This is a genomic window from Pantoea sp. RCC30.1, assembly GCF_058148845.1.
On the sequence record NZ_JBXUHX010000009.1, the window covers coordinates 92619 to 114542 of the forward strand.

A 21924-nucleotide genomic window follows, 5' to 3' on the forward strand; every position below is an offset into this window, starting at 1 on the left:
GCTCCGCCCGACCCCATTGTTAAGGCTTTACCATGCACTGCGCGCTTTATGACGCTAACCGTTGCCGCTCCTGTCAGTGGCTGGAAAAATCCTATCCCACTCAGCTGAGCGACAAACAATCGATGCTGGAACAGTTACTGGCTGAGCAGGCGGTTGCGTCATGGTTGCCGCCGGTGACATCACCACAGCAGGCATTCCGTAACAAAGCCAAAATGGTGGTCAGCGGCAGTGTGGAGCGTCCGGTTCTGGGTTTAATTCATCGTGATGGCGAGGCTGTCGATCTGTGTGACTGCCCGCTCTATCCCGCCAGCTTCCAGCCAGTGTTTGCGGCCCTTAAGCCCTTTATCGCCCGTGCCGGGCTGACGCCCTATAACGTGGCGCGTAAACGCGGCGAGCTTAAATTCCTGCTGATAACCGAAAGTCAGCAGGGCGGCATCATGCTTCGCTTTGTCCTGCGCTCAACCGCGAAACTGGAACAGCTGCGCGCCGCATTGCCGTGGCTGCAACAACAGTTGCCGCAGCTGGCGGTGATCTCTGCCAATATTCAGCCGGTGCATATGGCGATTCTGGAGGGGGAAGAGGAGATTGCGCTGACGCCCGGGCAGTCGCTGGCAGAGAATTTCAACGGCGTGCCGCTGTGGATTCGCCCGCAAAGCTTCTTCCAGACCAACCCGCAGGTTGCCAGCGCACTCTATGCCACTGCGCGCGACTGGGTCAGAACGCTGCCGGTCAACAGCATGTGGGATCTCTTCTGCGGCGTAGGCGGTTTTGGTCTGCACTGCGCGACAGCGGAGATGGAACTGACCGGCATTGAGATTAGCGCTGAGGCGATTAAATGCGCCCACCGTTCCGCTGAGATGCTGGAGCTGGAGAAAGTACAGTTTGCGGCGCTGGATTCCACGTCGTTTGCGACCGGGCGCGACGCGGTGCCGCAGCTGGTGCTGGTGAATCCGCCGCGCCGTGGGATTGGTGAGGCGTTGTGTGATTATCTCAGTCAGATGGCCCCGGATTATCTGCTCTATTCAAGCTGTAATCCGCAGACCATGGCGCAGGATATTGCCCGGCTGAGTGCGTATGAGATCACAAAAGTGCAGCTGTTCGATATGTTTCCGCATACCGCCCATTTTGAAGTGCTGACGCTGTTAACCCGCCGTCACCATTGAGTCCGGTGAAATCTCCGGAATTACTCCGGGAACCACTTCTGATTAAGCTGCTGCCAGCTGCCGTTAGCTTTCAGTTCGGTCAGCGCCTGATTGAGCTGATCGCGGAGCGCGGTATTGCCTTTACGTACCGCAATGCCCAGGCCGGTGCCAAAGTAGTCTGCATCCGTGACATGTTCACCGACCGTGGCGAGATCCGGATTGGTCTTCAGCCACTGATTCACCACCGCGCTGTCGCCGAACACGCCATCCAGCCGGCCATTCTTCATATCCAGAATCGCATTCTGATAACTGTCATACGCCACTACTTTCACTTCCGGATGCTTATCCTGCAGGTACTTCTGGTGGGTGGTGCCGTTTTCAACGCCGATGCGTTTGTCTTTCAAATCACTGAAGCTGCTGAACTTGCCTTTCTGCGCGATCACAATGGCGGAGTTAGCGTAATAGGGCTGGGTAAAATCGACCTGCTTGCTACGCTCAGCAGTGATATCCATGCCGGAAATGACCGCGTCATAGCGGCGGAACTTTAGTGACGGAATCAGGCTGTCGAAGGCGTTATTGGTAAAGGTGCACTCTGCTTTCATCTGCTGACACAGCGCTTTGGCCAGGTCGATATCAAACCCCACCAGATTATTTTCCCGATCCAGCGTTTCAAACGGCGGATAGGTCGCTGAGGCGGCGAAGCGAATCTTTTCTGCTGCCTGGGCTGTCATTGTGAGTGAAGCCAGCGCAGCGGCAATAATCCATTTTTTCATTTTATGAGTCCTGTGATGTGGTCAGCCAGAGAAGGCGATACCCTGCCATAAAATGAATTTTTATGCAATTATTGTGATTTTTAAGGCGAAAAGGGCGAGGGGCCTCGCCCTGAATTCAGTTACGTCGTTCAAAGGCCAGAGCGCGCTTTTCAATCAGTCGCATCATCAGCGTCAGCAAACCGTTAACGCAGAGATAAATCAGACCTGCTGCGGCGTAGACCGTGATGTCGTAAGTGCGGCCATAGAGCAACTGGCCGTGGCCCATCACTTCCATCAGGGTGATGGTGTAGGCCAGCGAGGTGCCTTTAAACACCAGTACCACTTCATTGGAGTAAGAAGAGAGGGCACGTTTAAATGCATACGGCAGCAGAATGCGCAGGGTGTCTTTGCGACTCATGCCAAGTGCCGCACACGATTGCCACTGTCCGGAAGGAATCGCCCGGACCGCACCATAAAACAGTTGCGTGGTGTAAGCCGCGCTATTCAGCGACAGCGCCAGCATCGCGCAGAGCCAGGGCTGCGACAGTAAATGCCATAGCCAGGGGATCTGCTGGATCGACGGAAACTGTCCCGGACCGTAGTAGATCAGGAAGATCTGCACCAGCAGCGGCGTACCGGTAAACAGCGTGATAAAGCCTTTCACCAGCGGATTAAACACCGGCGTTTTCAGCGACAGCACCACGGTGAAGAGCAGCGCGAGCAGCAGTGCCACCACCAGCGAGGCCGCCGTCAGCGTCAGGCTGGTGTGCAGCCCTTTCAGGAGTTCAGGCAGATAGGCCAGCATTAGCTGTTCCCCCGTTCAAAGCGGGTAGTGCGCAGTTCGATGCGGCGTAACACCGCCTGGCTGAACAGCGTAATCACTAAGTAGATCGCGGCCGCCACCAGGAACCAGGTAAACGGCTCCTGCGTACGGGTGGCGATACTTTTGGTTTGCAGCATCAGGTCATTGACGCTGATTAGTGAGACCAGGGCGGTATCTTTCAGTAGCACCAGCCACTGATTACCCAGACCGGGCAGGGCGTGACGCCACATCTGCGGCATAATCAGCCGCAGAAAAATAGCCGACTTTTTCATGCCCAGCGCCTGTCCCGACTCCCACTGACCGACCGGCACCGCTTTGAGTGCGCCGCGCAGCGTCTGTGAGGCGTAGGCGGCATAGAGCATTGCCAGCGCAATTACACCGCACAGGAAAGGACTGACATCGAAGTTCTCAATCTGCATCTGAACCGGCAGCGTAAACAGCCCGAAGTTCAGCGTGAAACCGTCAGAGAGGGTGAGCAGCAGCTGTGACGCGCCAAAATAGATAAACAGCACCACCAGAATTTCCGGCAGGCCACGGATCAGCGTCACCAGGCCGGTGCCAATCCACGCCAGCGGTCTCAGGCGCAGTGACTCCCAGCCAGCGAAAATCATCGCCAGCACAAGGCCAGCGATGAGAGCACAAACAGCAAGGCCGACGGTCATCCCGGCGGCGCTTGCGAGGGTCATCATTTCATTCATCAGAGATTACTGCTGGAACCATTTGCTGTAGATGGTTTTGTACGTGCCATCCGCTTTGATCTTATCCAGCGCGCCATTGAATCTGGTCTGCAGATCGGTGTTGCCGGTGCGTACCGCAATGCCCAGGCCAGTACCAAAGTAGGCTTTGTCCGTGACTTTGTCGCCCACGGCAGCCAGCGCAGCATTCTGCTTCAGCCACTCGTTGACCACGGCGGTGTCACCGAATACGGCATCAATACGGCCATTTTTCAGATCCAGCACCGCGTTCTGATAGCTGTCGTAAGGAACGATGGTGATGTCGCTGTGTTTATCCGTCAGGTATTTCTGATGAGTGGTGCCGTTCTGAACGCCAACCCGCTTGCCTTTCAGCGCTTCAACGCTGGCGACTTTGCCTTTCTGGGCAACAAACAACGCTGAGTTGTCGTAGTAAGGCTTGGTGAACAGGACCTGTTTTTCACGATCCGGTGTGATATCCATGCCCGCCATCACCGCATCAAAGCGACGGAATTTCAGGCTTGGGATCAGGCTGTCGAACGCCTGGTTGGTGAAGGTACAGTTCGCGTCGATCTCTTTACACAGCGCGTTAGCCAGATCGACGTCAAAGCCCTGAATTTTGTTGTTCGCATCTACAAACTCAAAAGGAGGATAAGAGGCTTCGGTCGCAAAACGAATTGTCTGTGCCGCGGTAGCGCTCAGGCTAAAACCGGCAAGCAGTGCAGCAAGTACCATTTTTTTCATTTTTAGCATCCTGACTTAGTGCGAAAGATAGTGAGCAAACGCCTCGGTTTGCGGCTGTGTAAAGCAGCTGGCATCGCCCTGTTCCACAATACGACCGTTCTCCATGTAAACAACGCGGCTGGCCGTTTTACGTGCCACCTCCACTTCATGGGTTACAATCACCTGGGTAATGCGGGTCTGCGCCAGTTCGCGAATGATACTGACAATCTGTGCGGTAATTTCAGGGTCCAGCGCGGCCGTCGGCTCATCGAACAGCAGCACCTGCGGTTCCATCATCAGCGCACGGGCAATTGCCACACGCTGCTGCTGACCACCGGAGAGGTGCAGCGGAAAGCGATCGCTGTAGGGCGTGAGGCGCAGCCGGTCAAGCAGCTTTTCGGCGCGGGCACGGGCATCGCTTTTGCTGAGGCCCAGAACGCGGCAGGGCGCTTCAATCAGATTCTGCAGCACGGTGAGATGCGGCCAGAGATTATATTGCTGGAACACCATACCGACGTTCTGACGCAGTTCGCGAATCGCGGCATCAGACGGTTTCTGAGTGAAATCGAATTGATTGCCGGCAATCTGCAACTGACCTGAACGAGGCTGCTCCAGCAGGTTAAGCACCCGCAGCAGCGAACTCTTGCCCGCACCGCTGGGACCCAGCAGTACCAGAGTCTCGCCTTGCGGACACTCAAGGTTGATGTCGAACAGCGCCTGATGAGCACCGTAGAAGCAGTTTATTGCGTTTAATTGAATACTCATGCGCCAGATTTGAATAGCTATTAGTATCGCGGATTTTAACGTCACCAGAATAGTTATGCAAATAAGGTGGGTTAAAATTTGTAAAACAGCAGGTAATCAGCCAAAGCTTAGCACAATATCATGCGCAGTCTGGCATCAGCCCGGTGCTGTGGGACGGGACTGCGGCAATAAAAAAAGCGCAGTCACCTGCGGTGGCTGCGCTTTTCATAACCTTCAAACCTGAGGTTATTTTTTTGATTTTTCAAGCATCTGGCTCAGGCTTCCGCCTTCGGCATGCGCAGGGTTAGCCATGTAGCGCACGTCGTCGACCACCCAGCAGGTGCCCTGGTGGATCATCAGCACTTCATCCTGCCATTGCTTACCGTCACGGCTCAGTTCGACCCGCAGCGGAATGTTGCGTGCATCGCGGTTCGGAATCGAGGAAGCATCGGCGACGCTGGCGGCCGTCGGACCCTGTGACAGGCTGGAGAAGAGATCGCCATTACGCCACTGTGCACCGGCGTTGCTGCCGCTGGCCGCCTGCAGGGAGTGATAAAGCGCATCACTCAGATAAGGGCGATATTTTGCCAGGGTATTGCTGTCAGGCAGACCCTGTGTGGGCTGTTCGACACGCAGGTCGTAAAACTTCTGGGCTACCTGGTCAGGACCGCCTGCGATGCAGGGGGCGGTACGCGGGCCATTATCCTTAATAACTGGCTCAACGGTGGTACAGGCGCTGAGCAGCAGGGCCGCTGGGATCATTAGCGCAAACGCGTTGTTTCTCATCTCGATTTCCTTATGGTTCTCTGGCAAGGTGCCCTTTTTAGCATAGAGTATAGCCGTGCTTTTTAGTCGAAAGAGCCTTAGTCCGGTTTTCAACAAGGAGAATGCGATGAAATTTTCAACAACCCCAACGCTTGAAGGTCACAGCATCAGCGAATATTGTGGCGTCGTCACCGGTGAAGCGATTCTGGGTGCCAACATCTTCCGTGATTTTTTCGCGGGCATCCGTGATGTAGTCGGTGGCCGTTCCGGCGCGTATGAGAAAGAGCTGCGCAAAGCGCGCGAGATTGCGTTTGAAGAGCTGGAAGAGCAGGCAAAGGCGCTGGGTGCCAACGCGGTGGTCGGTATCGACATTGATTACGAAACGGTCGGCAAAGATGGCAGCATGCTGATGGTCAGCGTCAGCGGCACGGCGGTAATCATTCGTTGAAACGCGGGCTGTTGCTGATGCTGGCACTGCTGCTGGCGGGCTGCCACTCCGGTATGGAATCCCGTGACGGCTACTGGGCCGATCTGCGGCATCCCGCGCAGGGCGCGCGACCGCGGGTGAAGGTGATTGTGATCCACTACACCGCCGAAGACTTTTCTTCGTCGCTGGCGACACTTACCGATCGGGAAGTCAGCGCCCACTATCTGATCCCCCGCCAGCCGCCTCAGCGCGCCGGTAAAGGCGTTATCTGGCAGCTGGTCCCGGAGCAGCAGCTCGCCTGGCATGCCGGACCCAGTTTCTGGCGTGGAGCCAGCCGCATTAATGACACCTCGATTGGCATTGAACTGGTGAACCGGGGTTATCGCCGGACGCTGACCGGGCTCGAATGGCAGCCCTTTACCGCTGCGCAGATCACCACTCTGGAGGCGCTGGTGCGCGATATTGCACAGCGTTACGGTATTCCACCCGAAAACATTGTCGGGCACAGTGATATCGCGCCACAGCGCAAGCAGGATCCCGGTCCACTGTTCCCGTGGCAACAGCTGGCACAGCGCGGACTCGGTGCCTGGCCGGATGCCGGACAGGTACAGTTTTATTTAGCAGGTCAGGATCCGCACGCGCAGGTGCCCGTGCAGCCACTCATGGAAAGTCTGCAGCGCTTCGGTTATGCGGTGACAGAGGGGATGAGTGCGGGTGATCAGCAGAAGGTGATTGCCGCGTTTCAGATGCACTTCCGGCCTGCGGATTATCGCGGTCAGCCCGATGCCGAAACCGCCGCGATAGCTGCCGCGCTACTGGAGAAGTATGGCGCGGCGGAATAGCGGATTACTGTTGCAGAAACGCTTTCCAGTGGGCGACAACCTGCTCCAGCGCCGCACGATCAGCATCCAGATGGGTGACCAGCCGGGTGCGCGTCCCGACGCTGATTAACACGCCGCGCGCTTTCATCCACTCACCTAATGGTTTGACCAGGGCTTCCGGCACCGCCACAAACAGCATGTTAGTCTGCTGATCAATCACGCTGACGCCCAGCTCATGCAACTGCTGGCCCAGCCAGGCGGCATTGTCATGATCCTCCTGCAGTCGCGCCACGTTGTGTTCTAACGCATAGAGACCCGCCGCCGCCAGAATACCGGTCTGGCGCATGCCGCCGCCGGTCATTTTACGCCAGCGACGGGCGCGCTCAATCAGCGCTGTATCGCCACACAGCAGCGAACCGACGGGCGTGCCCAGACCTTTAGAGAGACAGATGGTGAGGGTATCGCAGTAGCGGGCAATCGCCGCCAGCGTGGTCTTTTGTGCGACCACTGCATTGAAAATACGTGCGCCATCAATGTGCAGCGCCAGCTTATGTTCGCGGGTAAAGGTCCACGCCTGTTCCAGATAGTCTGTCGAAAGCACCTTACCGTGATGGGTGTTCTCCAGACTCAGCAGACGGGTGCGGGCGAAGTGAATATCGTCCGGCTTAATAGCCGCAGCCACCACGTCAAGCGGCAGGGTGCCATCCCCGGCGGCCAATACCGGCTGCGGCTGAATACTGCCCAGCACCGCTGCGCCGCCCGCCTCATATTTGTAGTTATGCGCCTGCTGACCGACGATATATTCATCGCCGCGTTCGCAGTGGCTGAGCAACGCAACCAGGTTCGCCTGGGTGCCAGTGGGGAAAAACAGGGCCGCTGCTTTGCCGCTCAGACGTGCAGCTTCCGCCTCCAGCACATTCACGGTGGGATCGTCACGGTAGACGTCATCACCGGTTTCGGCAGACATCATCGCGCTTAACATGGCGGCGCTGGGCCGGGTCACGGTATCACTGCGTAAATCGATCACCTTATGCTCCTGGATGTGGCGGAAGAGAAAAAAAAGGCGGGCATCGCGCCCGCCTGGATGGAACCTCTGTTTTACCGCAGCCAGTTGGTTTTCGCCAGTTCTACCACCTCATCACCACGACCATTCATGATGGCGCGCAGCATGTAGAGGCTGAAGCCTTTAGCCTGCTCCATTTTAATCTGCGGCGGCATGGCCAGCTCCTCTTTGGCGGTAATGACATCCACCAGCACCGGGCCATCGTGGGCAAACGCCTGCTCCAGCGCGCCATTAAGGTCCGACGCCTTTTCCACCCGTATGCCAAGGATGCCGCAGGCCTGGGCGATAGCGGCGAAGTCAGGATTTTCCAGCTCGGTGCCATCGGTGAGATAGCCACCCGCTTTCATCTCCATCGCCACAAAGCCGAGTACGCTGTTATTGAAGATCACCAGTTTCACCGGCATTTTCAGCTGCGCCAGCGAGATAAAATCACCCATCAGCATGCTGAAGCCGCCGTCGCCGCACAGCGCGACAACCTGACGATTGCGATCAATCGACTGCGCGCCCAGCGCCTGTGGCATCGCGTTCGCCATCGAGCCATGGTTAAACGAACCCAGCAGGCGACGTCGGCCGTTCATCTTCAGATAGCGCGCCGCCCACACGGTCGGGGTTCCGACATCGCAGGTAAAAATAGCGTCATCGCTGGCGTAGTGGCTGATCTGCTGTGCCAGATATTGCGGATGAATTGGCTGCTTGTCGTTGGGCTGCGCCAGTTCGTCGAGACTTTTACGTGCCTCGCCATAGTGTTTAACCGCACTGTCGAGATGTCTGCGATCGCTTTTGGGCGTCAATTGCGGCAGTAGTGCCTGCAGTGTGCTTTTCACATCGCCGACATAGGCCTGATCGACGTGGCAGTGTGAGCCGAGGCTGCCCGGATTGATGTCGATCTGAATGATCTTAGCGTTTTCCGGATAGAAGGCGCGATAAGGAAACTGGGTGCCAAGCAACACCAGCGTCCCGGCATTCATCATGGCGTGGAATCCGGATGAGAACCCAATCAGGCCGGTCATGCCGACGTCATAAGGGTTGTCATACTCTATGTGTTCTTTGCCGCGCAGCGCATGAACGATAGGGGCTTTCAGCGCTTCTGCCAGCGCCACCACTTCCTGATGCGCACCTGCACAGCCACTGCCGCACAACAGCGTAATGTCAGTGGCTTCGTTCAGCGTCTGTGCCAGCCGGGCCAGTTCGTCAGTCTGCGGCAGGACCTGCGGCAACTGCGGCGGATACCACTCTGTGCTGGCGCTTTCTGGCGCCAGTTTCAGCGCGACATCACCTGGCAGTACGACCACCGAGACGCCACGATTCAGAATCGCTTTACGCATTGCGATGCCCAGCACCTGCGGTAACTGCTCAGGATTCGAGACCAGCTCACAGTAGTGGCTGCATTCGCGGAACAGCTCCTGCGGATGGGTTTCCTGGAAATATCCGCTGCCGATTTCACTGGAGGGAATATGCGCTGCAATCGCCAGAACCGGGACGCGGTTGCGATGGCAATCGAACAAACCGTTGATGAGATGTAAATTGCCTGGTCCGCAGGAGCCGGCGCAGACCGCCAGTTCACCGCTAATATGGGCTTCAGCACCCGCCGCAAAGGCGGCGACTTCTTCGTGGCGCGTCGGCATCCATTCGATAGTGCCCATGCGATTAAGGCTATCGCTCAGGCCATTAAGGGAATCCCCGGTGACGCCCCAGATGCGTTTAACGCCCGCGCTTTCCAGCGTTTTGGCGACCAGCGCCGCCACGGTTTGTTTCATGCTCTTCTCCTATGTCGGCCCGCCCTGAAGAGTGACGTGACCAGAACCGAAAAAAGAAGCGTAGACGAAACGGCAGAAAAGCAGGCGTGAAAAAATGCGCTGGCAGAGCTCAGCGCATCTCAGACCGGATTCAGGCAGAGAAGAGGGCAATCAGAATCGGAGCCAGCAGGCTCATGACAAAACCATGCACAATGGCAGCCGGGACAATCTCGTTGCCGCCCGCCCGCTGCAGCACCGGCAGGGTAAAGTCCATCGAGGTGGCACCGCACAGCCCCAGAGCGCTGGAGCGATGGCGGCCAATCAGCGCCGGGATCAGCATGATTGCGACCAGTTCACGCACCAGATCGTTGAAGAAGGCGGCGCTGCCGATGACCGGACCAAAAGCTTCGGTCATCAGAATGCCGGAGAGCGAGTACCAGCCAAAGCCACTTGCCAACGCCAGACCGGTTTTCAGCGGTAAGCCCAGCAGTAACGCGGCTATCATGCCGCCGATCAGCGCGCTGACCAGCACGACGCTGGCGACCAGCATGCCGCGTCGGTTCAGGATAATCTGCCGCAACGTCATGCCACTGCCGCGCAGCTGAATGCCCACCAGAAACAGCAGGAAGATCAGCGCATATTCGCTGGCCGTCGAAGCGTGGTGCAGCAGGGGCCACTGAGTCAGGCCAAGCACAAAACCGATGACGACAACGCCACAAAGCTTCAGGGAGTCCAGCGCCATATGCAGCCGCGACGGCAGTTTCTCCTGTCGATGCGCATGCTGCCAGGGTGCATATTTTTCCAGCCCGCGCAGCGCCAGCAGGTTGCATAGCAGAATGCAGAACGCCGCCACCAGCGCGGTGTGAAAGACCGCCAGGAGATTGCTGCTCAGATTGTCGAGAAAGGCCAGGCTGATGCCCATAAAGAACAGAATGACGTAAACCATCCAGCCCAGCAGCTGATTCACGCGTCGCAGGGTGGCGGTTTTACGGAACGGTAACAGCCAGCCAGCAATCAGCGGCAGCAGAATAATCAGGAGTCCGGAATACATATCATTGCCATCCATGCGATAAAGAGGCCACAAGCTAGCGAAAAAGCGTAACGGAGTAAACCCTGAGAAAGTGGCTTGACCGGCTGGCTGGCGGCAACCATGCTGTTTATAAACTGAGGATGGACGCCTATGATTCTGGAACATATCGACATTCGCGGTTTCCGCGGCATCAATAAGCTCTCACTGCCTTTAACCCAGACCAATCTGCTGATTGGTGAGAATGCCTGGGGCAAATCCAGCCTGCTGGATGCCCTGAGCCTGCTGCTTTCGCCCTGTGAGCCGGCCTATGTTTTTAACCAGGCTGATTTCCATTTTACGCCGGGCGATGTGACCGATTCGATGCGCCGTCTTTCGGTGGTGTTCCACTTTCGCGATGACGGCAGCGACCCGGATGCGGTGCTCTCGACCTTCTGGCAGCGTGATGCGCAGGGCCAGCGTCGGCTCTATTACAGTGTCAGTGCCACCTGGCGGGACAGCGGCATCGAAACCCGTCGTCGCTTTGTTGATGTGAATGCTCAGCTGTTGCCTGAGCAGAACTGCGTGGCGGCAATCGACCTGTTGCTGAAACGCTATCCGGTGCTGCGGCTGCGCGATGCACGTTTCAGTAAGCGGACGCGGAGCAGCGTGCCAGTGTCACCCCCGCATCCTGAACTGCTGGTTGGTATGGAGACGCTGGCACGCGATCTGGAGCGACATCCGCAGCAGCTCAGCGATGAGGTACTGCGACAGGGGCTGAAGACCATGCAGCAACTGATGCAGCACTACTTTCTGGTGCAGCCGCCCGGTGCGGGTGGCGAGGCCCGCTCGCGGGATCTGCAGACGCGCGACGGGGGGGAGGGATGGCGGGCGCTGGATCACCTGAATCAGCTTATTGCCGGAACCGACTCCCGCAGCCGTCAGCTGATCCTGCTGCAGATGTTTACCCTGCTGATTGAGGCACGGGGTGATGTTCCACTGGCCGCCGGTGCGCGGCCGCTGCTGCTGATTGAAGATCCGGAAACCCGGCTGCATCCGATTATGCTGTCCGTGGCGTGGAACCTGCTGAAGCTGCTGCCGCTGCAAAAAATCGCCACCACCAACTCTTCTGAGCTGCTCTCGCAGGTGCCGGTGGAAAACGTCTGTCGTCTGGTGCGTGAATCCTCGCGCGTGGCGGCCTGGCGAATCGGTCCGGAAGGACTGAGTGCCGAAGAGAGTCGTCGCATCGGTTTCCATATTCGTGTTAACCGGCCTGCGGCGCTGTTCGCCCGCTGCTGGCTGCTGGTAGAGGGAGAAACGGAAGTCTGGATCATGAATGAGCTGGCGCAGCAATGCGGTTATAACTTCGCGGCGGAAGGGGTGAAGGTGATTGAGTTTGCTCAATCGGGCTTAAAGCCGCTGCTGAAATTTGCCCGGCGCATGGGCATCGCCTGGCATGTGCTGACCGACGGCGATCAGGCGGGTAATAAATATGCCAGTACGGTACGCACGCAGTTACAGCCGGGCGATCCTGAGCCGCGTTTTCTGACGCAGTTACCGGCTCTGGATATGGAGAATTTTCTTTATCAGCATGGTTTTCAGGATGTCTATCATCAGATGGCGCACCTGCCGTTAAACGTTCCGATGAGTTCCAGGCGTATTATTACCAAAGCGATTCATCAGAGTTCCAAGCCAGAACTGGCGATCGCCGTGGCTACGTCGGCGGCGGAACGCGGGCCGGAGGCCATCCCGCCGTTGATGCGGCAGATGTTTGCCCGGGTGATTGGACTGGCGCAGGGCCAGGCGGACTGAGGCGTGTCAGAGATGAAAATGCCAGCGGCACTGGCTGGCATTTTTGGGTCACTGTTCAGAGGTGGGTTCAGGATCAGGCCACGGCCTGTACCTCAACAACCGGCACGATGAGGCTGGCGTGATTGCCTTTTGGACCTTCATGGACATCGAACTGTACCTGCTGGCCTGCCTTTAGCGTTCGGTAGCCTTCCATCTGAATGGTGGAGTAGTGCGCAAAAATATCTTCGCCACCGCCAACCGGACAGATAAAGCCAAAGCCTTTGGAATTATTGAACCATTTAACTGTGCCCGTCTCCATGCTTTTACTTCCCTCGCAAGACATTTTATAAGTAGGTGAGGTCTTTTAAGCTGTGAGTCGGATTTGATTAAAACTCAATCAGCCTGTGCAGGTAGAATGTAGAGAAAGCGCCGCTGGCGTCAAGCAAACCACCGGGCCAGGTGGGGAAAAAATCATCAAAATTTGAGGCAGTTAACGCTATTGCAAATTTTGTGATGCAGGTCGCGCAAGGGAATTGTTGAATAAATTTTCAGCAGCGGCCAGCAGCTTGACAGGCATGTTAAACTCTCAATATGTAGCTACTTAAAGGCTAAAAGCAAAATCTCAACGGAACACTATGGCAAACACAAACGACTGGCTTAACTTTGAACATCTGGCCGAAGATAAAGTACGCGAAGGGTTAAAGCCGCCTTCTATGTATAAAGTCATTCTGAATAATGACGATTATACACCTATGGAATTTGTTATTGACGTCGTACAAAAGTTCTTTTCTTATGATGTTGAACGTGCAACGCAGCTGATGTTGAAAGTTCACTATCACGGCAAGGCGATCTGTGGTGTATTTACTGCAGAAGTCGCCGAAACAAAAGCGGCCCAGGTGAACAATTATGCGCGGGAAAATCATCATCCGTTGCTGTGTACGCTGGAAAAGGCCTGAACCCGTCTCCATATAGGAAACTGGTAAGGGCGATAATTGGGGGAGGTGCCTAATGCTCAATCAAGAACTGGAACTCAGTTTAAATATGGCTTTCGCCAGAGCGCGTGAGCACCGTCATGAGTTTATGACCGTCGAGCATCTGTTACTGGCGTTGCTCAGTAACCCGTCGGCCAGAGAGGCACTGGAAGCCTGTACGGTGGATCTTGTGGCTCTGCGGCAGGAACTCGAAGCCTTCATCGAACAAACCACGCCGGTGCTGCCCGCCAGCGAAGAGGAGCGCGATACACAACCGACGCTCAGCTTCCAGCGCGTTCTGCAGCGTGCGGTTTTCCATGTTCAGTCATCCGGTCGCAGTGAAGTCACCGGAGCGAATGTGCTGGTCGCCATCTTCAGCGAGCAGGAGTCGCAGGCGGCTTATCTGTTACGCAAACATGAAGTCAGCCGCCTTGATGTGGTGAATTTCATCTCTCACGGTACGCGCAAAGACGAGCCTGGCCAGGCGCCAGGCGCTGAAAATCCGGTTAACGAAGAGCAAGCAGGCGGGGAGGAGCGTATGGAAAACTTCACCACCAATCTAAATCAGCTTGCTCGCGTCGGTGGTATCGATCCACTGATTGGTCGCGATAAAGAGCTGGAACGAACCATTCAGGTGCTGTGCCGTCGCCGTAAAAACAACCCGCTGCTGGTGGGTGAATCGGGTGTGGGTAAAACCGCTATTGCAGAAGGTCTCGCCTGGCGTATCGAGCAGGGTGACGTACCGGAAGTGATGAAAGATTGCACGATTTACTCGCTGGATATTGGTTCCTTGCTGGCGGGCACCAAATACCGTGGTGACTTTGAAAAACGTTTCAAAGCGCTGCTGAAACAGCTGGAGTCAGACGAACACAGCATTCTGTTTATCGATGAGATCCATACTATCATCGGTGCAGGTGCCGCGTCGGGAGGCCAGGTTGATGCGGCTAACCTGATTAAACCGCTGCTCTCTGGCGGCAGGATCCGCGTCATGGGTTCTACTACCTATCAGGAATTCAGCAATATCTTCGAAAAAGATCGTGCTCTGGCACGTCGCTTCCAGAAGATCGATATCACGGAGCCTTCTGTTGAGGAGACCGTGCAGATCGTGAATGGTCTGAAAACCAAATACGAAGCACATCATGATGTGCGTTATACCGCGAAAGCAGTGCGTGCAGCCGTGGAACTGGCGGTGAAATATATCAACGATCGTCATCTGCCTGACAAGGCGATTGACGTGATTGATGAAGCGGGTGCGCGTGCGCGCCTGATGCCGGCCAGCAAGCGTAAGAAAACTATCAATGTTTCTGACATTGAAACCGTAGTGGCCCGCATTGCCCGTATTCCGGAGCAGAGCGTGTCAGCAACCGATCGCGATACGCTGAGAAATCTGGGTGATCGTCTGAAGATGCTGGTATTTGGGCAGGACAAAGCCATTGAGGTGCTGACTGAAGCAATCAAAATGAGCCGCGCTGGTCTGGGTCAGGATCGCAAGCCGGTTGGTTCCTTCCTGTTTGCCGGACCAACGGGTGTCGGTAAAACAGAAGTTACCGTGCAGCTGGCGAAAGCGCTGGGTATTGAGCTGCTGCGTTTTGATATGTCCGAGTATATGGAACGTCACACCGTCAGTCGTCTGATTGGTGCACCTCCGGGTTATGTCGGCTTTGATCAGGGCGGCCTGCTGACGGATGCGGTGATTAAGCATCCTCATGCTGTGGTGTTGCTGGATGAGATTGAGAAAGCACACCCGGATGTCTTCAACCTGCTGTTGCAGGTAATGGACAACGGCATGCTGACCGACAACAACGGTCGTAAAGCGGATTTCCGCAACGTGGTGCTGGTGATGACTACCAACGCCGGTGTGCGTGAGACTGAACGTAAGTCGATTGGCCTGATTCATCAGGACAACAGCACCGATGCGATGGAAGAGATCAAAAAGCTCTTTACGCCAGAGTTTCGTAACCGTCTCGACAACATCATCTGGTTCAACCATCTGTCACCTGAGGTGATCCATCAGGTGGTCGACAAGTTTATTGTCGAGTTGCAGGCGCAGCTGGATGCGAAAGGCGTGTCGTTGGAAGTCAGTGATGAAGCGCGCGACTGGCTGGCTGAGAAGGGCTATGACAAAGCGATGGGTGCTCGTCCGATGGCGCGCACCGTGCAGGACAGCCTCAAGAAACCGTTAGCCAATGAACTGCTGTTTGGTTCGCTGGTAGATGGCGGCTCGGTGTCAGTGGCGCTGGATCGTGAGAAAGGTGAACTGACCTATCACTTCCTGAGTGCTGAAAAACGCAAAACCGAAGGCACTGTGCATTAATTACTTGCTGCAGATGTGAAAAAGGCCGGATTTTAATCCGGCCTTTTTTTCGCTTCAAAATGCAGGGTGATGAGATTACTGCAAATTAGCGACTACGGAAGACAATGCGGCCTTTGCTCAGGTCGTACGGGGTCAGCTCAACGGTCACTTTGTCACCCGTCAGGATGCGGATGTAGTTTTTGCGCATTTTACCGGAGATGTGAGCAGTAACCACGTGTCCGTTCTCAAGTTCTACGCGGAACATGGTGTTAGGTAACGTATCCAGTACGGTACCTTGCATTTCAATATTGTCTTCTTTGGCCATCGAATCCTCTGGGTGTACTACCTTTCAGTTGAACCGGCAAGATAATGCCCAATTCAACGATTTATGTAAAGAACCGTCGGCGATTTTGCCAACGCTTTGCCGGGGTGCACGTCAGTTTCGCGCATCCGGTAAAATTAGGGTGTTTATGGTGACGTCTGCGGGGGATTAGCGGGCTAAGAATCTGTATCAACCGGTTACACGCGCACGATTGAAAACAGTTCCGAGAGTGCGTTGAGATTCCCAGCCTGGCAATTCCGGCTCGTTATTGCGAAGCGCGGACGACATACCAAACTCGACTATTATACCACTTATGCGCCTTTATGTGTGCAAAACATCTCTGTGCAGCTAAAAAAGCGTCTGTGTCTGCCAGCAGCCATCGCTGACCGGCTGGCTCGCAAGGCTTTGTACATATTGCAGATAGTCCGCGCGAGGGATCTCCTGCGCCCCTAAGGAAGCAGTATGGGGGTTAAGTACCTGACAATCCACCAGACGGCCCTGATGCCGGATGAAATGCTGACAAAACACCCAAAGTGCGGTTTTAGACGCGTTCTGCTGACGGCTGAACATCGATTCGCCGCAGAAGATTTGTCCCATCGCCAGCCCATACATGCCACCCACCAGCTGATGCCCGTCCCACACCTCGATAGAGTGGGCGTGGCCAAGCTCATAAAGTCGCAACCAGGCGCGTTTCATCTCAAAAGTAATCCAGGTGCCTTCCTCGCGACCAGCGGCGCAGCCCTCAATAACCTCATCAAACGACTCGTTCATCGTCACCCGATAGGGCGAGCGGTTATGGAAACGCTTCATGCTGCGGCTGAGATGAAACTGCTCGGGTAACAGAACTGCACGGGGATCGGGCGACCACCAGAGAATCGGATCGCCAGGCGAAAACCAGGGGAAGATGCCGCGCTGATAGGCGTTAAGCAGCCGGGCAGGGGAGAGATCCCCCCCCATCGCCAGCAGGCCGTTTGGCTCGCGCAGCGCCATCTCAGGTGGGGGAAATTGCAGAGATTCCCGTGACAGTTGTACCAGTCTCATCGCGTTAAGTTACCCAGCAGCATTTCGCTAAGACTATAACGCAATACGCTGCCGGAAACGCCAGTAGCGACCCGCTTTTGAGATTAATTCCGCATGGCTACCCTGTTCAACAATGGCACCATTATCCATTACGCAGATGCGATCCATCTGCTCCAGGCCGCTGAAGCGATGGGTGACCATTAACATCGTCTTTCCGACAGACAGGCGCTGCAGCAGGACAAGAATGTGCTGCTCGGTGGTGGCATCCAGCCCTTCGGTGGGTTCATCCAGCAGCCAGAGATCGCCGTCATGCAGTAATGCACGTGCCAGCGCCAGGCGACGCAGTTCGCCACCTGAAAGCGGGCGACCGCCTTCTCCCATCCAGGCGTTTAAACCTTCCTGGTTTTCAAGCAGATGCTGCAGCCCAACGTCGTTCAGTGCGCGGGCCAGTTGATCATCGCTGGCATCAGGGCAGGCCAGCAGTAAGTTATCGCGCAGGCTCTGGCTGAAGAGGTGAACCCGCTGCGTTACCACGCTGATGCGCTGGCGCAACGCTGGCTCTGACCAGGCATTAATCGGCAGGTAATTTAAAGTGATAACGCCATGTTGGCTCTCCCAGCCACGGGTTAACAGCGCCAGCAACGTTGATTTTCCGCAGCCGGTCGGACCCAGCAATGCAATGTGCTCACCGGCAGCCACCTTAAGGGTACAGCGGTTCAGCACCTTATACGGACGGTTGGGATAGCTGAAGTCGAGCTGGTCGATATCGACCGCAAGCGGGCCTGGTCGGGCATCTGAATGCGCTGGAAAGATGATCGCGGGTGACTGTTCAATAATGTCATTGACCCGCTGAGCGGCGTTTATCACCTGCGACATGGGCAGGAAGGCCCCGGCTACCGGTGCCAGCGCCTCGAAGGCGGCCAGGGCGCAAAACACGACCAATGCTATCAGCGAGCCGGGTAGCTGCTGTTCGCTGATGGTCGCGGCACTGAGCCAGAGCAGCAGTGTGACCGTTACGCCGCTGATCAGCAGCAGCAGACTCTGGGCTGCGGCCTGCAAACGCTGTTGCTGACTTTGCGCCTGCTGCCAGTGCTGTTCATCCTGATCAAGTTGCTGACGCCAGCTCTGTGAGGCCCCGTACAGCGTCAGTTCAGCCTGAGCTGCCAGCCACTGCATCAGCTGTAAGCGCCAGCGGGCGCGACCCTGGGCAATGGCGACGCCAGCCGGTGATCCCAGACGATAAAACAGCGCGGGCATCAGGACCAACGTACTCAGCATGATACCGCCCAGCATCAGTGCCAGCTGAACATCAATAAAGCTCATCCCGACAGTCACCACGATACTCACCACGAATGCGCCGAGCAGCGGCGAGATAACGCGCAGATAGAGATGATCCAGCGTATCGACATCGGCCACAAAGCGGTTGAGCAGATCCGCCTGCCGGAACCGCGAAAGCTGGCCCGGGGAAAGGGCCATCAGGCGGCTGAACGTGTGGACGCGCAGATGCTGAAGCACCCTGAACGTCGCATCGTGGCTGACCAGCCGTTCAGCATAGCGTGCGGCGGTGCGAATAATGGCTGCGCCACGAACGCCTGCAGCAGGCAGCATGTAGTTAAAGGTGTAGAGACCAGCAACACCTGCCACTGAGGAGGCGGCCAGGAACCAGCCTGACAGCGTCAGCAGGCCAATGCTGGCCAGCAGGGTAACAATCGCCAGCACGATGCCCAGCGCCAGACGAAACGGGTGGCGCAGCCAGAGACGAAGAAAAGGACGTAAGGCGGACATCAGCGGATCTCCTGTTGGCGATGCTTCAGCATCTCACTGAAAGCACCCGGCTGCTGAGACAGTTGCTGCCAGTTACCCTGTTGCACCAGCTTACCCGCCTCCATCACCCAGAGGGTCTGCCAGCGACTCAACGTATCGATCTGATGAGTAATCATCAGCGTGGTCTGCCGGACTGCCGCCTCGTTAAGCGCCAGCATCACATGACGTTCGCTGAGTGCATCCAGGCTGGCTGCCGGTTCATCGAGCAGCAAAAAATGTGAGGATTGATAGAGTGCGCGTGCAACCGCGACCCGCTGCGCCTGGCCCACCGACAGCTGATTACCGCCATCGCCAGGCTGGGTCTCAATACCCTGAGGCAGACGCGGCAGGAACTCGTTGATGCCGCATGATTCCAGCAGCGCCGCAAAGCGATCGCCATCCCAGGCCGCATTCATCACAATATTGTCGCGCAATGTGGCGGCCGGTAACTGAGGATTCTGTCCTACCCAGCTCAGTTGCTGATGCCAGTCGCTCCGTCGTATATCACGCAGTTCAACCCCATTCGCCTTCAGCGAGCCCTGATAAGGCAGAAAGCCGAGCAGAGCGTTCATCAGGGCCGTTTTACCCGCCCCGCTTTGACCGACCAGCGCAATCTGCTCACCAGCGGCAATGGTAAAGGTGAGCGGACCGCACAACACCTGGCCATCGGGCGCGCAGACACACAGATCATCAGCGACGAGCGCGATTGCGCGATCGGCAGTGAAAGGCTGCTGGCCATCCTGCGGTGCAACGTCGGGCGTCGCCTGCATAAAAGCTTCAAGTGCATCGGCACCGCCCACCGCCTGGGCTTTGGCGTGATAGAACGCGCCGAGATCGCGCAACGGTTGAAAAAACTCCGGGGCAAGGATCAGCACCAGGAACCCGGCAAACAGCGATACACCCTGACCGTAGTCACCGAAATGCAATTCGCCCAGATAGGAGAAACCAAAATAGACCGCCACCACAGCAATCGCTAACGAGGCAAAAAACTCCAGAACGGCGGAGGAGAGAAAGGCTAAACGCAGCACGTCCATCGTGCGCTGGCGAAAATCGGTGGTGGCGGCGGCAACGGCCTGCTGCTCTGCTTCACCGCGATGAAACAGCCGCAGCGTCTCTCTGCCGCGCAGACGGTCGAGAAAGTTACCGCTCAGGCGAGCCAGCACCAGGAAGTTGCGGCGGTTGGCCTCGGCCGCACCCATTCCGACCAGCGCCATAAACAGCGGAATCAACGGCGCGGTGGCAAACAGGATCAGACCTGCCGTCCAGTTCAACGGAAAAATAGTCAGCAGAATGCAGCAGGGGATCAGCACCGCCAGCGTCATCTGCGGCAGATAGCGGGCGTAGTACTCCTGCATATCTTCGATCTGCTCCAGCAGCAGGGTTGCCCAGCTTCCGGCTGGCTTACCCTGAATCCAGGCCGGGCCCAGATCAGATAACCGATCCAGGACCTGCTGACGTAAGGCCTGGCGGATAGCCTGCCCGGCACGATAGCCGGTCAGTTCACGGGCATAATTAATCAGGGCACGGAGCACAAAGCAGATTAGTAACAGCAGGATGCTGACCGTTAGGGTTTCACGTGGCTGCTGATCAATAATCAGTGCCTGAAGCAGCGTGGCCAGTAAACCCGCCTGAGCAATGAGCAGCAGTGCACTCGCCATACCCAGCAGCGTGTTGAGTCGCAACCAGCGACCGGCGAAACGACGTTGCTGACGAAGCCAGCGGGTAAGATGCTGCTGCCGCGATTTGTCCATGCGAGACCATGATAAATGTCGATGACGGGGGGAAATGGAATGATATTTCCATCTCTTCAGGCGCAAGAATCTAGCATGAGAGCAATAAAAAAGGCGACGGAAAAACCGTCGCCTGGAACATTTGAGATCAGAGGGTTAACAACTTACTGATCGTTTTTAACCAACCCGTCAAGAAAACGCTCAGCGTCTAACGCGGCCATGCAGCCAGTGCCCGCAGAGGTGATCGCCTGACGATAGATATGGTCCATCACATCGCCTGCCGCAAAGACGCCAGGGATGCTGGTCTGAGTGGCGTTGCCATGCAGACCGGACTGAACTTTGATGTATCCGTTCTCCAGCGCCAGCTGACCTTCAAAGATGGCCGTATTCGGACTGTGCCCGATAGCGACAAACAGACCTGCGACTTCCAGCGCTTCTGTCTCATCACTGTTCTGGGTAGATCGCAGCGTCAGACCGGTCACGCCCATCTGATCCCCCACCACTTCTTCCAGCGTACGATGGGTGTGCAGCACGATATTGCCATTGCGCACTTTCTCCATCAGGCGGTCGATCAGGATCTTCTCAGCGCGGAAGCTATCACGACGATGAATCAGGTGCACTTCAGCCGCAATATTTGCCAGATAGAGCGCTTCTTCCACGGCCGTGTTGCCACCGCCAATCACCGCGACTTTCTGGTTGCGATAGAAGAAGCCGTCACAGGTTGCGCAGGCGGAGACACCTTTGCCTTTGAACGCCTCTTCAGAGGGCAGACCCAGATAGCGCGCTGACGCACCGGTAGCGATGATCAGGGCATCTGCCGTGTATACACCGCTGTCACCAGTGAGGCGGAACGGACGGTTCTGCAGATCCACGGTGTGAATGTGATCGAAAATGATCTCAGTATTAAATTTTTCGGCATGCTCGTGCATGCGCTCCATCAGCGATGGACCTGTCAGATCGTGCGGGTCGCCCGGCCAGTTCTCCACTTCAGTAGTAGTGGTCAGCTGTCCGCCCTTTTCCAGACCGGTGATCAGCACCGGGTTGAGGTTGGCGCGTGCAGCATAAACGGCTGCGGTATAACCCGCTGGGCCGGAGCCCAGAATGAGTAACTTACTGTGTTTGGCCGTACTCATGCGTTCCTCAGTTTCATTCGGCTGACATAAACTGCGATTGTAGGGAATATCCGGCGACAATGACAAGGCTTAGCCAATTTTGTTAACGATAGCTGCAAACGGCGTAGACGATGAGCGGCGGTTTTGCCTGGTCATTGCGCCAAAAGGGGGCAAAACTCGGGCTGAAC

21 protein-coding genes are annotated in these 21924 nt (G+C 56.4%); 6 read left to right on the forward strand and 15 right to left on the reverse strand.

Annotation, left to right across the window (positions count from 1 at the left end; all coding sequences use genetic code 11):
• The first annotated feature begins 32 nt into the window (after positions 1-32).
• Positions 33-1163, forward strand: coding sequence for a 23S rRNA (uracil(747)-C(5))-methyltransferase RlmC (gene rlmC / locus AC2LB6_RS10385; protein ID WP_490093437.1), 1131 nt, complete (start codon positions 33-35; stop codon positions 1161-1163).
• A 20-nt stretch (positions 1164-1183) separates the two neighbouring features.
• Here the strand turns inward: rlmC and AC2LB6_RS10390 are convergent, their stop codons facing one another.
• The 6 genes from AC2LB6_RS10390 to AC2LB6_RS10415 form a co-directional block, all read right to left on the reverse strand.
• The gene (locus AC2LB6_RS10390; protein ID WP_490093438.1) at positions 1184-1915 is read right to left on the reverse strand and encodes an arginine ABC transporter substrate-binding protein; all 732 of its coding nucleotides are present in this window, start codon (positions 1913-1915) and stop codon (positions 1184-1186) included.
• Positions 1916-2030: 115 nt separating this feature from the next.
• Complete coding sequence (gene artM / locus AC2LB6_RS10395) at positions 2031-2699, reverse strand: arginine ABC transporter permease ArtM (RefSeq protein ID WP_179896261.1); 669 nt, start codon at positions 2697-2699, stop codon at positions 2031-2033.
• The gene (gene artQ, locus AC2LB6_RS10400) at positions 2699-3415 is read right to left on the reverse strand and encodes an arginine ABC transporter permease ArtQ (protein WP_003849293.1); all 717 of its coding nucleotides are present in this window, start codon (positions 3413-3415) and stop codon (positions 2699-2701) included. The genes artM and artQ overlap by 1 nt, the downstream gene beginning before the upstream one ends.
• A 6-nt stretch (positions 3416-3421) precedes the next feature.
• On the reverse strand, positions 3422-4153 hold the full coding sequence (gene artJ, locus AC2LB6_RS10405) for an arginine ABC transporter substrate-binding protein (RefSeq protein ID WP_490093439.1): 732 nt from the start codon (positions 4151-4153) through the stop codon (positions 3422-3424).
• A 15-nt stretch (positions 4154-4168) separates the two neighbouring features.
• Positions 4169-4897: an arginine ABC transporter ATP-binding protein ArtP gene (gene artP, locus AC2LB6_RS10410; RefSeq protein WP_490093440.1), complete on the reverse strand. Its 729-nt coding sequence runs from the start codon at positions 4895-4897 to the stop codon at positions 4169-4171.
• Between the two features lie 225 nt (positions 4898-5122).
• On the reverse strand, positions 5123-5662 hold the full coding sequence (locus tag AC2LB6_RS10415) for a lipoprotein (RefSeq protein WP_136197196.1): 540 nt from the start codon (positions 5660-5662) through the stop codon (positions 5123-5125).
• Between the two features lie 106 nt (positions 5663-5768).
• On the opposite strand from AC2LB6_RS10415, the gene AC2LB6_RS10420 reads away from it, so the two are divergent.
• Positions 5769-6089, forward strand: coding sequence for a heavy metal-binding domain-containing protein (locus AC2LB6_RS10420; RefSeq protein ID WP_003849304.1), 321 nt, complete (start codon positions 5769-5771; stop codon positions 6087-6089).
• Positions 6086-6910 carry an N-acetylmuramoyl-L-alanine amidase gene (locus AC2LB6_RS10425; RefSeq protein WP_490093441.1) on the forward strand — a complete coding sequence of 275 codons (825 nt, stop codon included), beginning with the start codon at positions 6086-6088 and terminating at the stop codon, positions 6908-6910. The genes AC2LB6_RS10420 and AC2LB6_RS10425 overlap by 4 nt, the downstream gene beginning before the upstream one ends.
• 4 nt (positions 6911-6914) lie before the next feature.
• Here the strand turns inward: AC2LB6_RS10425 and ltaE are convergent, their stop codons facing one another.
• From ltaE to AC2LB6_RS10440, 3 genes are all read right to left on the reverse strand, one after another.
• Complete coding sequence (ltaE, locus tag AC2LB6_RS10430; RefSeq protein ID WP_490093442.1) at positions 6915-7916, reverse strand: low-specificity L-threonine aldolase; 1002 nt, start codon at positions 7914-7916, stop codon at positions 6915-6917.
• A gap of 71 nt (positions 7917-7987) precedes the next feature.
• Positions 7988-9709, reverse strand: coding sequence for a ubiquinone-dependent pyruvate dehydrogenase (gene poxB / locus AC2LB6_RS10435; RefSeq protein WP_490093443.1), 1722 nt, complete (start codon positions 9707-9709; stop codon positions 7988-7990).
• A gap of 130 nt (positions 9710-9839) precedes the next feature.
• Positions 9840-10739 carry a LysO family transporter gene (locus AC2LB6_RS10440; protein WP_490093444.1) on the reverse strand — a complete coding sequence of 300 codons (900 nt, stop codon included), beginning with the start codon at positions 10737-10739 and terminating at the stop codon, positions 9840-9842.
• Between the two features lie 129 nt (positions 10740-10868).
• Between AC2LB6_RS10440 and AC2LB6_RS10445 the strand changes: the two genes are divergently transcribed.
• Complete coding sequence (locus AC2LB6_RS10445) at positions 10869-12506, forward strand: DUF2813 domain-containing protein (protein WP_490093445.1); 1638 nt, start codon at positions 10869-10871, stop codon at positions 12504-12506.
• Positions 12507-12579: 73 nt separating this feature from the next.
• On the opposite strand, the gene cspD is transcribed toward AC2LB6_RS10445, so the two are convergent.
• Positions 12580-12804 (reverse strand): cold shock-like protein CspD, encoded by a 225-nt coding sequence (cspD, locus tag AC2LB6_RS10450; protein ID WP_003849316.1) that lies wholly within the window; start codon positions 12802-12804, stop codon positions 12580-12582.
• 316 nt (positions 12805-13120) lie between these two features.
• Here cspD and clpS point away from each other — a divergent pair, with 316 nt between their 5' ends.
• The gene (gene clpS / locus AC2LB6_RS10455) at positions 13121-13441 is read left to right on the forward strand and encodes an ATP-dependent Clp protease adapter ClpS (RefSeq protein WP_003849318.1); all 321 of its coding nucleotides are present in this window, start codon (positions 13121-13123) and stop codon (positions 13439-13441) included.
• Positions 13442-13493: 52 nt separating this feature from the next.
• Positions 13494-15770, forward strand: a complete 2277-nt coding sequence (clpA, locus tag AC2LB6_RS10460; RefSeq protein ID WP_490093446.1) for an ATP-dependent Clp protease ATP-binding subunit ClpA — start codon at positions 13494-13496, stop codon at positions 15768-15770.
• 85 nt (positions 15771-15855) lie between these two features.
• Here clpA and infA read toward each other — a convergent pair whose 3' ends face one another.
• From infA to trxB, 5 genes are all read right to left on the reverse strand, one after another.
• Positions 15856-16074 (reverse strand): translation initiation factor IF-1, encoded by a 219-nt coding sequence (gene infA, locus AC2LB6_RS10465; RefSeq protein WP_002211347.1) that lies wholly within the window; start codon positions 16072-16074, stop codon positions 15856-15858.
• Positions 16075-16419: 345 nt separating this feature from the next.
• Positions 16420-17112, reverse strand: a complete 693-nt coding sequence (gene aat / locus AC2LB6_RS10470) for a leucyl/phenylalanyl-tRNA--protein transferase (RefSeq protein ID WP_490093447.1) — start codon at positions 17110-17112, stop codon at positions 16420-16422.
• A 33-nt stretch (positions 17113-17145) separates the two neighbouring features.
• The gene (gene cydC / locus AC2LB6_RS10475; protein WP_490093448.1) at positions 17146-18876 is read right to left on the reverse strand and encodes a heme ABC transporter ATP-binding protein/permease CydC; all 1731 of its coding nucleotides are present in this window, start codon (positions 18874-18876) and stop codon (positions 17146-17148) included.
• Positions 18876-20645, reverse strand: coding sequence for a heme ABC transporter permease/ATP-binding protein CydD (gene cydD / locus AC2LB6_RS10480; RefSeq protein ID WP_490093449.1), 1770 nt, complete (start codon positions 20643-20645; stop codon positions 18876-18878). The genes cydC and cydD overlap by 1 nt, the downstream gene beginning before the upstream one ends.
• A 143-nt stretch (positions 20646-20788) precedes the next feature.
• Positions 20789-21757, reverse strand: a complete 969-nt coding sequence (trxB, locus tag AC2LB6_RS10485; protein ID WP_490093450.1) for a thioredoxin-disulfide reductase — start codon at positions 21755-21757, stop codon at positions 20789-20791.
• Between the last annotated feature and the right edge of the window lie 167 nt (positions 21758-21924).